We start from the raw sequence: 12,554 nt of genomic DNA, 5'->3' as shown, positions 1-12,554 counted from the left end.
ATGGACCCGCAGCACACGAACGACCCCGGCGGCCGCCGCCCGGCGCGCCACCTCATCTCCATCGACGACCTCACCGACCGGGACCTGCACCGGATCGTCGCCCGCGGCGCCGAGTTCTCGGCGGGCACCGTCACCCGCTCCCGTGCCCTGGAAGGCCTGGTCGCCGGCGTCTACTTCGCCAAGACCTCCACCCGCACCCGCACCGCCTTCTCCTCCGGGGCCCTGCGCGTGGGCGCCCGGATCGTGGCGTACGGCCCCGGCGACCTCCAGCTCAACACCGGAGAGTCCGTCGAGGACACCGGACGCGTGCTCTCCGGCATGCTCGACGTCCTCGTCGCCCGCACCGCCGGCCCCGAGGCCGAACTGCGCGGCTGGGCCGCCCAGGACCGGATGGCCGTGGTCAACGCGATGAGCGCCGAGGAGCACCCCACCCAGGCCCTCACCGACCTCACCACCCTGCTGCGCCACTTCGGCCGCGTCGACGGACTGCGCGTCCTGTACGTCGGCGAGGGCAACAACACCGCCGCCGCACTGGCCCTGGCCCTGACCCGGTTCCCGAACGTGCACTTCGAGCTGCGCACGCCGCCCGGCTACGGGCTGCTGCCCTCCATCGCCGAGCGGGCCCGCGCCCGGGCCGCGCGCAGCGGGGCGGTGCTCGTCGAACGGCACGACATGGACGTGCTGCCCGAGGGCTTCGACGTCGTCTACACGACCCGCTGGCAGACGACGGGCACGCAGAAGCCGGACGCGAACTGGCGCGAGATCTTCGCCCCGTTCCAGGTCACCTCCGGTCTGTGGGAGACCAGCCCGCGCGCCGTGTTCATGCACGACCTGCCCGCGCACCGGGGCGAGGAGGTCACCGCGGAGGTGCTGGACGGTCCGACGAGCATCGCCTTCGCCCAGGCCACCAACAAGATGCACAGCGCCATGGCCGTACTGGAGTACACCCACTCCGGTCCGGCGGACGGCGACGCCACCGGCCCCCGCTTCGCCGCGGACCTGGACGACGCGCACCTCGCGACGGCCGTACGGTGACCCCGCCGCCGAAGACGGTGACGGACCCGGCGGTCCTCCCGTGGGAGCTGGCGGCCGCCGCCCCGGCGGGAGAGGCCCCGCAGCCCCGGACCGACCCGGGGACGGAGCCCCGGCCCACGGGCCGGGCCGAGCCCGGGGCCCGGTCCGGGAGCGGGGAGGCGGCCCCGGCCCCGGAGCACGGCGAGGCCCCGTCGGCAGCCGTTCCGCTGCGCCGCAACCGCGACTTCGGGCTGCTGTGGGGCGGCGCCGGACTCTCGCTCCTCGCCGGCCGGGCGACCGCCGTCGCCTACCCGCTCACCGTCCTGTGGATCACCGGTTCGCCCGGTGACGCCGGCCTGGTCGGCACCGCCCTCCTCCTGCCCCAGCTCCTCGTCCAGCTCCCCGGCGGCGCCCTCGTGGACCGCTGGGACCGGCGCCGGATCATGATCGGCGCGGGCCTCGGGCAGGCGCTGGTCGCCGGGGCCGTCGCCGCCCTGCTGCTCAGCGGGCACGTGTGGCTCTGGGCCCTGCTCGCGGCGGCCTTCACCGAGGGCACCCTCGGGGTGCTGCACCAGCTCGCCGAGCGGGCCGCGGTCCCCGCCGTGGTCCCCACGGAGCAGCTCCCCGCCGCCCTCACCGGCAACGAGGCCCGGACCCGCGGCGCCGCCATCGCCGGGCAGCCGCTCGGCAGCGGCCTCGTCGCCCTGGGCTCCTCCTTCCCGTACGTGGCCGCCCTCGTCGGCCAACTCGCCTCCGTCGTCCTGCTCTTCGGAGTACGGGGCAAGCTCCAGGCCGAGCGCACCGGGCCCCGGCCCGATCTGGTGCGGGAGATCAAGGAGGGGCTCGTCTGGATGTGGCGCCAGCGCTTCCTGCGGGCCGTGATGGCCGCCGTGGCCGTCTCCAACGTGCTGTTCCAGGGCCTCAACCTCGCGGTCATGACCGGCATCCAGGAGAACCACGGCTCCCAGTTCCAGATCGGCGTCGTGCTCTCCCTCAGCGGGGCCGGCGGACTCGTCGGCGCCATCACCGGCGGCTGGTGGGCCACCCGCTTCTCCCTGCGCACCCTGGTGCTCGGCGGGCTGGCCGTCTGGACCGCCCTCATGGTCCCCGTCGCGTTCCTGCGCGACCCCTACGCCCTGGGCGCGCTGTTCGCCGCCAGCGGCTACGTCGGCGGCGTGTTCAACGTCGCGGGCGGGGTGTTCATGGTCCGCGTCGCCCCCGACCGGATGCGCGGCAGGGCCAACTCCCTCGCCATGCTCGTCGGCGGCGGCGCCATGGCGGCCGGTCCCGTGGCCGCCGGCTTCGCCCTGGAGGCCTTCGGCCCCACCCGTACCGTGCTGGGCCTCAGCGTCGCCATGGGCGTCACCGCGCTCGTCGCGCTGCTGTCGCCGTCCCTGCGCCGCAACCCCCTGGAGAAGGCCTCCCCGGAGCTCGCGTAGCCACCTCCGGGCCCCGCCTGTGACCTGCGCGAACAGCGATATAGGGCAGGTATGGCGGGGCCCGGGAGAGTAAACCCATCGCACCCCCCGATGATCCGTCCGCATCCGAGACAGAGCCAGAAGGAGCACGACCATGCCGCTCAACTCCATGGACCGCAGGAGCGTCCTGCGGACCGCCCTGGGCGCCGCAGGCGCCGCGGCCGCGGTCACCGTCCTCGGCGCGGGCCCGGCGGCCGCCCACGGCCGCCGCCCGCAGCTGCCCAAGGTCGAGGGCCTGGTCGGCGACCGCTGGGCGAGCGAGTTCTGGTACGAGTACGACGAGATGTCCTACTACACGCCGTCGGACGGGATGAAGGCCGCGGTCGCGGCCATCACGGCGCCCTTCGGCGGCTTCACCAAGTCCTACGACGCCTGGCTCGCCACCCGCCAGGGCGGCCGCTACCCGCGCAGTTGGATGGAGCTCATCCAGCCCAACAAGGCCCACTTCGAGCTGCTCTCCCGCGAGCAGAAGAAGGTCTACGACAAGTGGTACGGCCACGACCCCAAGGGACTGGTCTTCGCCTTCCAGGAGTTCGGCCAGGGCACCCTGTTCGACCCGCGCCGCCCGGCCGGCAACAAGGTCCACATGATGAACTACACGCCGCCGGAGGCCACCCACGCCTACCACCGCTGGCACGCCTACCTGCAGTCCTTCCAGCTGCTCGGCATCGACCGCCGGTTCTGGGCGCACATCAACCGCCTCGCGGGCGCTGCCTGGGAACTCCAGTCCATCGCCAAGCCGGTGAACGACGCCAACGACAACAAGCACCTGCCCAGGCACGTGGTCCGCCACGTCACCGACAAGTGGCTGTGCCGCTCCGACGAGAAGGTCACCAAGGCCTTCGACGTCTGGCCCTACCCGGTCGACCTCGGCAAGTAGTCCGGCTGTACCCCCGCTCCACACGACTCAGGAGGATTGGCACACCATGCGAGACACGACCGGATCTTCACCCCGAATCGGCGTCTGGATGGTCGGCGCGCGAGGCTCGGTCGCCACGGCCGCCATCGCCGGCGCCGCCGCCATCGTCGCGGGTGCCGCCTCCCCCGTCGGGTGCGTCACCGAAACACCCCCGTTCCGTGACGCACCTCTGCCGGCCCTCGCCGACCTGGTGTTCGGCGGCCACGACGTCGTCGACACCCCCCTGTCGGCGAGGGCCGGCCAACTCGCCGGGGCGGGCGTCCTGCCCTTCGCCGTCCTCAAGGCCCTGGACACCCCGCTGGCCGCCGCCGAGCTGGAGATCCGCGACGGTTCCGCCCGTCCCGGCGAGTCGCAGTCCGACACCGCCGCCCGCCTCGCCGAGGACATGGCGGCCTTCCGCGACCGGCACGGCCTGGAGCAGGTGGTCGTCGTCAACGTCTCCTCCACGGAGCCGATGCCCGAACCCGACCCCGCCTTCCTGAGCCTGGCCTCCCTGGAGGCCGCCCTCACGGCCGGCTCCGTCACCCTGCCGGCGAGCTCCCTCTACGCCTACGCGGCCTTCACCGCGGGCTGCTCCTACGTCAACTTCACCCCGTCGGCGGGCGCCGCCCTGCCCGCCCTGGAGGAACTGGCCCGGCTGCGCGGGGTCCCGCACGCCGGCCGCGACGGCAAGACCGGCGAGACCCTCGTCAAGAGCGCCCTCGCCCCGATGTTCACCCAGCGCGCCCTGCGCCTGCGGTCCTGGTCCGGCACCAACCTGCTGGGCGGCGGCGACGGCGCGACCCTCGCCGACCCGGCGGCGGCCCGATCCAAGACCGAGTCGAAGCAGCGCAGCCTGGAGGAGACCGTCGGCCACGCGGTCCAGGGCCAGACGCACATCGACAACGTCCCCGAGATGGGGGAGTGGAAGACCGCCTGGGACCACATCTCCTTCGAAGGCTTCCTCGGCGTCCGGATGACCATGCAGTTCACCTGGCAGGGCTGCGACTCCGCGCTGGCCGCCCCGCTGGTCCTGGACCTCGTACGGCTGGCCGCGCTGGCCGGGCGGCGCGGCGAGTCCGGGGCCCTGGCCGCCCTCGGGTTCTTCTTCAAGGACCCGGCCGGCTCCACCGAGCACAACCTCACCCTCCAGTACGAGGCCCTCACCGCCTGGGCCGCGAACCCCGCCCCGGCGTCCACCGTGACGGGCGCCGATCCGCTGACGGGGGCCCGGCCGTGACCACCGCCACCGTCCCGGGGCACGACGCCCGCCCCGGGACCGCCGGCCCCGCCGGCGGGAGCGGACCCCTGCGGCTGCCGCCGTTCCCGGGCCGCGCCTTCCGCGCCCGGCGCACCCTGCGCGCCTACGCCGAGCTGGTCCGGGCGCCCGCCGCGATCACCGTGCCCGGCGACGTCCTGGCCGGCGCCCTCGCCGCCGGACGCGGCACCGGCCCCCGCACCCTCGGCCTCGCCGCCTCCTCCGTCTGCCTCTACTGGGCGGGCATGGCCCTCAACGACTGGGCCGACCGCGAGCTCGACGCCGTGGAGCGGCCCGAACGCCCGCTGCCGTCCGGCCGGATCCGCCCCGAGGCCGCCCTGGCCACCGCCGCCGGGCTGACCGCGGCCGGTCTCGGCATCGCCGCTCTGGCCGGTGGCCCGCGCACCGCCCTGCGCCGCACCCTGCCGCTGGCCGCTGCCGTGTGGGCCTACGACCTCGGCGCCAAGGCCACCCCCCTCGGCCCCGCCGTGATGGCCACCGCGCGCGCCCTGGACGTCCTCCACGGCACCGGGCCCGCCCCGGTCCGCCCCGCCCTCGTCCCGGCCGCCGCCGTGGCGGTCCACACCCTGGGCCTGACCCGGCTCAGCCGCCACGAGGTCGACGGCGCCCCGCCCCGCGAGGCGGCCCTGACCCTCGCCGCCGCGGCGGCCGCGGCCGCCGGCACCGCGCACCGCGGCACCGGACCCGCCCAGGCGGCCGCCCTCGCCCTGTACGCCACCAGCTTCGGACCCGCCCTCACCCGCGTCCTGCGCGACCCCGCCGCCCCCCGCGTGCGCCGGGCCGTCGGAACCGGCATCCACGCCCTGCTGCCCCTCCAGGCCGCCCTGGCCGCCCGGGCCGGTGCGCCGCGCGTCGCCGTACCGCTCGCCGCGGCCCTGCCGCTGGTCCGCCGCCTCTCCCGGAGGGTGTCCTCCACATGAGCACCCCGACCGGACCGCGGTTCTCCTACGGCACCAACGGCCTCGCCGACCACCGTCTGGGCGACGCGCTGCGCCTCCTCGCCGACCTGGGCTACGAGGGCGTCGCGCTCACCCTCGACCACCAGCACCTGGACCCGTACGCACCCGGTCTCGCCGCGCGCGTCGACGAGGTCCGGCGCGCCCTGGACGCCACCGGTCTCGCCGTCGTCGTGGAGACCGGCGCCCGCTACCTCCTCGACCCGCGCCGCAAGCACCGCCCGACGCTGCTCTCCGCCGAACCCGAGGGCCGTCGGCTGCGCCTGGACCTGATGCGCCGGGCCGTCGGCATCGGCGTGGAACTGGGTGCCGGCGCCGTCCACTTCTGGAGCGGCACCCCCGACCCGGACACCACCCGCGAACAGGCCTGGCAGCGGCTGGTCGACGGCTGCGCCGAGACCGTCGGCCACGCCGAGGCCGCGGGCATCGACCTCGCCTTCGAACCGGAGCCCGGCATGCTCGTCGCCGACCTCGCCGGCTACCGCAGGCTGCTGGCCGACCTCGGCCGCCCGGACCGCTTCCGGCTCACCCTGGACATCGGCCACTGCCGCTGCCTGGAGCCCTACCCCGTGGCCGACTGCGTGGCACTGGCCGCCGACCGCCTGGCCCACGTCCAGATCGAGGACATGCGCCGGGGCACCCACGAACACCTGCCCTTCGGGGAGGGGGAGATCGACTTCCCGCCCGTGCTCGGCGCCCTCGCCGACGTCGGCTACCGGGGTCTCGTCTCCGTCGAACTCCCGCGCCACAGTCACGCCGGCGCCGAGACCGCCCGCCACAGCATCGCGTTCCTGCGCGAGGCGGCCGCCCGTCAGGCGTCCCGCGACACCCGTCCGCAGCAAGAGCCGTCGAAGGAGGCCGTACCGGCATGACCGCCCCCACCCTCGCCCCGCCCGTCCCGGTGGCACCCGCCCCCGCCGCCGACCACGCCGACCACGCCGTCCACGACGCGCTGACCCTGCGCACCCTGGAGGAGTCCCTGCGCTCCGTCCTCGACCAGGAGCACCGGGCCGGACTCGTCGCCGACACCGCCGCCGTGGCCGCCGAGGGCCCCGCCGCCCTGGACCGCCGCTTCCCCGCCGCCGGACGCGACTACGGCCGCGGCCCCCTGCCCGGCTGGGCCGACTGGGCCGTCGAGGACGCCGTCCGCGCCGTCCTCCTGCTCGCCCTGACCCGCCACGGCACCTCCGGCGCCGCCCTCGCCCGCGAGGCCGGCGAACGCTACGCCCACGGGGACGCCGCCGAGCGCCGCGGCGTACTGCGCGCCCTGCCCTTCCTCCCGCTCGGCGACCGCGCGGTGCACCTCACCGACGACGCCGTACGGACCAACGACAACCGGCTCATCGCGGCCGCGCTGGGCCCCTACGCCCGCGCCCACCTCGACCAGTACCGCTGGCGCCAGGCCGTCCTCAAGTGCCTGTTCACCGGGATACCGCTGGCCAAGGTCGCCGGACTGCACGAGCGCCGGGACGCCGAACTGGCGCGGATGGCGCACGGCTTCGCCGCCGAGCGGCGCGCCGCCGACCGCCCCGTGCCGGCCGACCTGTGGACCGTAGCCACCCTCGACCACTGACCCCGCCACCCACCCCTACCGGAGCCCGACCATGCGCATCTTCGACCCGCACATCCACATGACGTCCCGCACCACGGACGACTACCGAGCGATGCACGCCGCCGGCGTCCGCGCGCTGGTCGAGCCCGCGTTCTGGCTTGGGCAGCCGCGCACCTCCCCCTCCAGCTTCACCGACTACTTCGACGCCCTCCTGGGCTGGGAGCCCTACCGGGCGGCGCAGTTCGGCATCAGCCACCACTGCACCATCGGCCTCAACCCCAAGGAGGCGAACGACCCGCGCTGCACCCCCGTCCTGGACCTGCTGCCGCGCTACCTCGCCAAGGACGGGGTCGTGGCCGTCGGCGAGATCGGCTACGACACCGTCACCGACGCCGAGGAGCACGCCTTCGCCGTCCAGCTCTCCCTCGCCGTCGAGTTCGGCCTGCCGGCCCTCGTCCACACCCCGCACCGCGACAAGGCGGGCGGCACCGCCCGCTCCCTGGCCGTGATCCGGGAGTCGGGCATCGATCCGGGCTTCGTCGTCCTCGACCACCTCAACGAGGTCACCGTCCGGGAGGTCCGCGACTCCGGCTGCTGGATGGGCTTCTCCATCTACCCCGACACCAAGATGACCCCGGACCGCATGGTCGCCATCCTCAAGGAGCACGGCACCGAGCGCATCCTCGTCAACTCCGCGGCCGACTGGGGCCACAGCGACCCGCTCCTCACCCGGGCCACCGGCGACGCCATGCTCGCCGCCGGCTTCGACGAGGACGACGTGGACCGCGTCCTGTGGCGCAACCCGGTCGCCTTCTACGCGCAGTCCGGCCGGCTCGGCCTGGACGGCTACACGGACGAGCAGGCCGCGGGGCTGTACGCCGGGAACTCGATCGCCCGCGGCGGAAACTGATCAGGAAAGAGGAGCCGCCTGATGCGCTTCCGCCACCCGGACGGCACCGCCGTCCACCTCGCCTACTGCACCAACGTGCACCCCGCCGAAACCCTGGAGGGCATCACCGCCCAGCTCGCCGCGTACGCGGAACCGGTCCGCCGCGCCGCGGGGGAGTCCGTCATCGGACTCGGCCTGTGGCTGCCGGTGGACGCGGCGGCGGCCCTCGCCGCCGACCCGGCCGCCGTCGGCCGGCTGCGCCGCGAGCTCACCGCCCGCGGACTGGAGACGGTGACCCTCAACGGGTTCCCGTACAAGGGCTTCCACGCTCCCGTGGTCAAGCGGGCGGTGTACTACCCGGACTGGTCCGAGCCCGCCCGCCTCGACTACACCCTGAACCTGGCCCGGGTCCTGGCCGGGCTGCTGCCCGACGACGCCGAGCGCGGCTCGGTCTCCACCCTGCCGCTGGCCTGGCGCACCGCCTGGTCGCGCACCCAGCAGGCCGCCGCCACGCGCCAGCTCGACAAGCTCGCCGCCGGACTGCGCCGCATCGAGGCGGAGACCGGCCGGACCGTGCGCGTCGCCGTGGAACCCGAACCGGGCTGCGTCGCCGAGACCACCGCACAGGCCGTCGAGGCGCTCAAGGGCGTCGACCACGAATGGATCGGGCTCTGCCTGGACGCCTGCCACCTGGCCGTCGCCCACGAGGAGCCGGACGCCGCCGTCGCCGAACTCCTGACCGCCGGACTCCAGGTGGTCAAGGTCCAGGCCTCCAGCGCCCTCCAGGCCGCCGACCCGGCGGACCCCCGCGTCCGGGAGGCCCTGGCGGCCTTCGCGGAGCCCCGCTTCCTGCACCAGACCCGCGAGGCCGCCCCGGCCGGCGGCGCCCTGCTCGGCTCCGACGACCTGGGACCGGCGCTGGCCGGGGCCCTGCCCGGCGAGGCGCCCTGGCGGATCCACTACCACGTACCGCTGCACGAGGAGCCGGCCCCGCCGCTGGCCTCCACCGGCCCGGTGCTGCGCGACACCCTCCGGGCCCTGTTCGGAGGGGACCACGCCGTCACCGACCACATCGAGGTGGAGACGTACACCTGGTCGGTGCTGCCCGAGGGCAGCCGGCCGGTGGGCGACGCCGGGCTGGCCCGGGGCATCGCCGCCGAACTCGACTGGACCGCCCGGGAGCTGACCGCACTGGGCCTGACCCGCACGGCGCCCGCCCCCGTACCGCCCGCCCCCATGCCGTCCGCCGCGCGGAAGGAGCCCGGCTCATGACCCCCACCGCCCGGAAGAAGACGGCCGTCCTGTGCACCGTCGGCCTCACCCCACGGCTGCTGCCCCACATGCCCAACGTGCGTGCCATCGGGGAGCGGGGCTTCGCGGCACCCCTCGACACGGTGTTCCCCGCCGTCACCGCCACGGTCCAGGCCACCCTCACCACGGGGACGCTGCCGCGCGACCACGGGGCGGTCGGCAACGGCTGGTACTTCCGCGACCACGGCGAAGTGATGATGTGGCGCCAGCACAACGCCCTGGTGCGGGGCGAGAAGGTCTGGCAGGCCGCCCGGCGCCAGGACCCGGACCACACCACCGCCTACCTGTGCTGGTGGTGGGCCATGGGCGCCGACGTGGACACCGTCCTGACCCCCCGGCCCGTCTACCACTACGACGGCCGCAAGGCTCCCGACTGCTACACCGTCCCGGCCGCCCTGCGCGACGAACTCACGGCGGCCCAGGGTGAGTTCCCGCTCTTCAACTACTGGGGTCCGACGGCCTCCCTCACCTCCACCCGGTGGATCGCCGGCGCCGCCCGGCACGTGGCCGACACCCGCGACCCCGACCTGTCCTTCATCTACGTCCCGCACCTGGACTACGACCTCCAGCGCTTCGGCCCCGACGGCCCCGAGGCCGTCCGCGCCGCCCGCGAGGCCGACGCCGCGCTCGGCCCGCTCCTGGACGACCTCCGCGAGCGCGGCACCACCGTCGTCGCCCTCAGCGAGTACGGCATCTCGCCCGTCAGCCGGCCCGTGGACATCAACCGCGCGCTGCGCCGCGAGGGGCTGCTGTCCGTCTACGCCCAGCGGGGCATGGAGTACCTCGACCCGTACACCTCACGGGCGTTCGCCGTCGCCGACCACCAGGCCGCGCACGTCTACGTGGCCGACCCGTCCGACGTCCCGCGCGTGCGCGACGTCCTGAAGTGCCTGGACGGGGTCGACGAGGTCTGGGACCGCACCCAGCAGGCCGACTACGGCATCGACCACCCGAACGCGGGCGAACTGGTGGCCGTATCGGAGCCGGACGCCTGGTTCACCTACTACTACTGGCTCGACGACCGGCGCGCCCCCGACTTCGCGCGCGGCGTCGAGATCCACCGCAAACCCGGCTACGACCCGGCCGAACTGTTCTTCGACCCCGCCGATTCGGCGGCCAAGGCGAAGGCCGGCCTCGCCGTGCTGAAGAAGAAGGCGGGCCTGCGGGCACCGCTGCAGGTGGTGCCGCTCGATCCGGGCTGCGTCCGCGGCAGCCACGGGCGGCTGCCCGAGGACGACCGGGACGGACCGCTGCTGCTCTGCTCCGACCCGTCGCAGGAACGCGCCCGCTACCACGCCACCGAGGTGAAGGACCTGCTCCTGCGCCTCGGTGGACTGACCTGACAACGCCCTCAAGGGGGAGAGGAGGATCCGATGACCAGCCAGACCCTGGCCGCCGTCCGCGGCCGCATCGACCACACCGACCACACCGGTGTACTGCCCGTGCCCGAATCGGCCGCACGGGAGGCGGCCAGACTCCGGGCGACCGGCGAGGCCCACGTCTGGTGGTGGCCGCTCGAAGACCGGGTCGACCAGGCCGACTTCGACCTGCTCGACGAGGTCGAGCAGGTCCGCGCACGGCGGTTCCGTCTGGAACGGGACGCCGCCGCGTTCATCCGTACCCGGGCCGGTGCCCGGCGCGCCATCGGCGGGCTGCTGGGCGTGGACGCACGTGAGGTGGCCCTCGGCCGCCGCGTGTGCCCCGGCTGCGGTGACCTGGAGCACGGCCCGCCGGCCGTGGCCGCCCCCGCCGTCGGACTCGCGCTGAGCCTGACCCGGACCAGCGGCTGCGGGGTGCTCGCCCTGCACGCCGGCGACTGGATCGGGGTGGACGTCGAGGCCCTGCGGCCCGTCGAGTCCGGCTCCCTGGCCGGCGTGGTGCTCGCGCCCGCCGAGCACGCGTACATCCTGTCCCTGCCCGCCGGGCCCGAGCGGACCGCCGCCTTCCACCGGGTGTGGACCCGTAAGGAGGCCGTTCTGAAGGGAGTCGGGCTCGGGCTCCTCGGCATCGACCTCAACGCGCTGGACGTCCGGCCCGGCACGGCCGGCCCCGTCGAGGTGGAGCACGGCTACCAGGGCGAGGTCAGCAGCTGGCAGATCGACGACCTCGACCTCGACGGGAACTGGTCGGCCTCCCTGGCCCGCCCCGTCGACGGCTCCCCCCTCGGGGCGGTCCACCGGCACCGCCCCGCCTGATCCGCGTCCGCCCGCCCCGGACCCGCCCCCGCGGCGGGGTCCGGGGCGGGCGCACGGCCTCCCCGCACGGAGAACCCACCCCTCCCGGAGCTCCTCATGGCCCAGCCCGCCCTCCAGACCGCCGCCCCCGCGCCCGCCCCCGCGCCCGCCCCCACGCCTGCAGCCGCGCCCACGGCCGCGCCCGCCGTGGTGTCCGCCGTGCCCGCCGCGCCGGCCGCGCCCGCCACCGTCCCGGCCGCAGCCGCCCCGACCGCCGCTCCCGCCCGGCCAGGGCCCCCGCACACCCCCGCCCCCGGGGCCCGCGCCGTGGCCGCCGGGGTGCTCGCGGTCGCCCTGCTGCTGTCCGCGGGCGCCCTCGTCGGCGGCGCGCTCCAGGACTTCCTGGACCGGATGGCCGGGGTCTTCGCGCTGGTCGCGCTCTCGGTCTCGGTGATGCTCGGCCTCGCCTCCGTCTTCCGGGACGTCCTCACCCCCGGCCGGCGGCAGCTCGCCCAGCTCCTGCACCGCGCCGCGGGCCTGGCCGGGGTCGGCTTCCTGCTCGTCCACATCGGCGTCAAGGTGGCCGGCGAGGAGATCGCGGCGAGCGACGTCCTCCTCGGCAGCGGGGACCTCCTCGTCGACTTCGGCTCCCTGGCCGCCCAGCTCTTCGTGCTCGCGCTGATCACCGGCCTGTGGCGGGGCGTCTTCGCCACCCGCCGCTGGATCCGCCCCTTCCGGATGCTGCACGGGCTCGCCTACGCCGGCTGGGTCGCCGGGGTCGTCCACGGACTCGGCGCCGGCCGGACCCCCGCCCCGTGGGTCACCGCCTGCTACGTCCTGTGCCTCGCGGCCTCCGCCGCGGCCCTCGTCCACCGCTGGAGGAGGGGCCGCCGCCGCTGAATCCTCCCGCGAACGTCCCTTTCCGGCCGCAGGCGCCAGCCCGCGGCCGGAAAACCGTACCCCGGGGCCTTTTGAGTAGAGGGAATATAGAACCGCCGTCCAG

Annotated in this window: 12 protein-coding genes; all 12 read left to right on the top strand. The window is 75.4% G+C overall.

The window, feature by feature from the left end; genetic code table 11:
• Complete coding sequence (locus tag OG295_RS07885; RefSeq protein ID WP_371676237.1) at nucleotides 1–1,035, top strand: ornithine carbamoyltransferase; 1,035 nt, start codon at nucleotides 1–3, stop codon at nucleotides 1,033–1,035.
• Entirely contained in the window at nucleotides 1,032–2,453 is a 1,422-nt protein-coding gene (locus tag OG295_RS07880; RefSeq protein WP_371676236.1) for an MFS transporter, read from the top strand. The genes OG295_RS07885 and OG295_RS07880 overlap by 4 nt, the downstream gene beginning before the upstream one ends.
• Before the next feature lie 133 nt (nucleotides 2,454–2,586).
• Nucleotides 2,587–3,372, top strand: coding sequence for a Tat pathway signal sequence domain protein (locus OG295_RS07875; RefSeq protein ID WP_371676235.1), 786 nt, complete (start codon nucleotides 2,587–2,589; stop codon nucleotides 3,370–3,372).
• Between the two features lie 46 nt (nucleotides 3,373–3,418).
• Nucleotides 3,419–4,630 carry an inositol-3-phosphate synthase gene (locus OG295_RS07870; protein ID WP_371676234.1) on the top strand — a complete coding sequence of 404 codons (1,212 nt, stop codon included), beginning with the start codon at nucleotides 3,419–3,421 and terminating at the stop codon, nucleotides 4,628–4,630.
• On the top strand, nucleotides 4,627–5,589 hold the full coding sequence (locus OG295_RS07865; RefSeq protein WP_371676233.1) for an SCO3242 family prenyltransferase: 963 nt from the start codon (nucleotides 4,627–4,629) through the stop codon (nucleotides 5,587–5,589). The genes OG295_RS07870 and OG295_RS07865 overlap by 4 nt, the downstream gene beginning before the upstream one ends.
• Nucleotides 5,586–6,497 (top strand): sugar phosphate isomerase/epimerase family protein, encoded by a 912-nt coding sequence (locus OG295_RS07860; protein ID WP_371676232.1) that lies wholly within the window; start codon nucleotides 5,586–5,588, stop codon nucleotides 6,495–6,497. The genes OG295_RS07865 and OG295_RS07860 overlap by 4 nt, the downstream gene beginning before the upstream one ends.
• Nucleotides 6,494–7,198, top strand: a complete 705-nt coding sequence (locus tag OG295_RS07855) for an EboA domain-containing protein (protein ID WP_371676231.1) — start codon at nucleotides 6,494–6,496, stop codon at nucleotides 7,196–7,198. Before OG295_RS07860 ends, OG295_RS07855 begins: the two co-directional genes overlap by 4 nt.
• A gap of 31 nt (nucleotides 7,199–7,229) precedes the next feature.
• On the top strand, nucleotides 7,230–8,087 hold the full coding sequence (locus tag OG295_RS07850) for a TatD family hydrolase (RefSeq protein ID WP_371676230.1): 858 nt from the start codon (nucleotides 7,230–7,232) through the stop codon (nucleotides 8,085–8,087).
• A 21-nt stretch (nucleotides 8,088–8,108) separates the two neighbouring features.
• Complete coding sequence (eboE, locus tag OG295_RS07845) at nucleotides 8,109–9,338, top strand: metabolite traffic protein EboE (RefSeq protein WP_371676229.1); 1,230 nt, start codon at nucleotides 8,109–8,111, stop codon at nucleotides 9,336–9,338.
• Entirely contained in the window at nucleotides 9,335–10,720 is a 1,386-nt protein-coding gene (locus OG295_RS07840; protein ID WP_371676228.1) for an alkaline phosphatase family protein, read from the top strand. Before eboE ends, OG295_RS07840 begins: the two co-directional genes overlap by 4 nt.
• 30 nt (nucleotides 10,721–10,750) lie before the next feature.
• Nucleotides 10,751–11,572, top strand: coding sequence for a 4'-phosphopantetheinyl transferase superfamily protein (locus OG295_RS07835; protein WP_371676227.1), 822 nt, complete (start codon nucleotides 10,751–10,753; stop codon nucleotides 11,570–11,572).
• 96 nt (nucleotides 11,573–11,668) lie between these two features.
• Nucleotides 11,669–12,451, top strand: a complete 783-nt coding sequence (locus OG295_RS07830) for a hypothetical protein (RefSeq protein ID WP_371676226.1) — start codon at nucleotides 11,669–11,671, stop codon at nucleotides 12,449–12,451.
• The last annotated feature ends 103 nt before the right edge of the window (nucleotides 12,452–12,554 follow it).

It is taken from the genome of Streptomyces sp. NBC_01276, assembly GCF_041435355.1.
GTDB lineage: Bacteria > Actinomycetota > Actinomycetes > Streptomycetales > Streptomycetaceae > Streptomyces.
This window is presented reverse-complemented; position numbering and strand designations above follow the sequence as displayed.

What these genes read in the sequence shown, in the direction of transcription:
- OG295_RS07850 (WP_371676230.1), top strand. Translation starts at nt 7,230, where the DNA reads ATGCGCATCTTCGACCCGCACATCCACATGACGTCCCGCACCACGGAC.
- eboE (WP_371676229.1), top strand. Translation starts at nt 8,109, where the DNA reads ATGCGCTTCCGCCACCCGGACGGCACCGCCGTCCACCTCGCCTACTGC.
- OG295_RS07885 (WP_371676237.1), top strand. Translation starts at nt 1, where the DNA reads ATGGACCCGCAGCACACGAACGACCCCGGCGGCCGCCGCCCGGCGCGC.
- OG295_RS07875 (WP_371676235.1), top strand. Translation starts at nt 2,587, where the DNA reads ATGCCGCTCAACTCCATGGACCGCAGGAGCGTCCTGCGGACCGCCCTG.
- OG295_RS07840 (WP_371676228.1), top strand. Translation starts at nt 9,335, where the DNA reads ATGACCCCCACCGCCCGGAAGAAGACGGCCGTCCTGTGCACCGTCGGC.
- OG295_RS07830 (WP_371676226.1), top strand. Translation starts at nt 11,669, where the DNA reads ATGGCCCAGCCCGCCCTCCAGACCGCCGCCCCCGCGCCCGCCCCCGCG.
- OG295_RS07870 (WP_371676234.1), top strand. Translation starts at nt 3,419, where the DNA reads ATGCGAGACACGACCGGATCTTCACCCCGAATCGGCGTCTGGATGGTC.
- OG295_RS07860 (WP_371676232.1), top strand. Translation starts at nt 5,586, where the DNA reads ATGAGCACCCCGACCGGACCGCGGTTCTCCTACGGCACCAACGGCCTC.
- OG295_RS07835 (WP_371676227.1), top strand. Translation starts at nt 10,751, where the DNA reads ATGACCAGCCAGACCCTGGCCGCCGTCCGCGGCCGCATCGACCACACC.
- OG295_RS07855 (WP_371676231.1), top strand. Translation starts at nt 6,494, where the DNA reads ATGACCGCCCCCACCCTCGCCCCGCCCGTCCCGGTGGCACCCGCCCCC.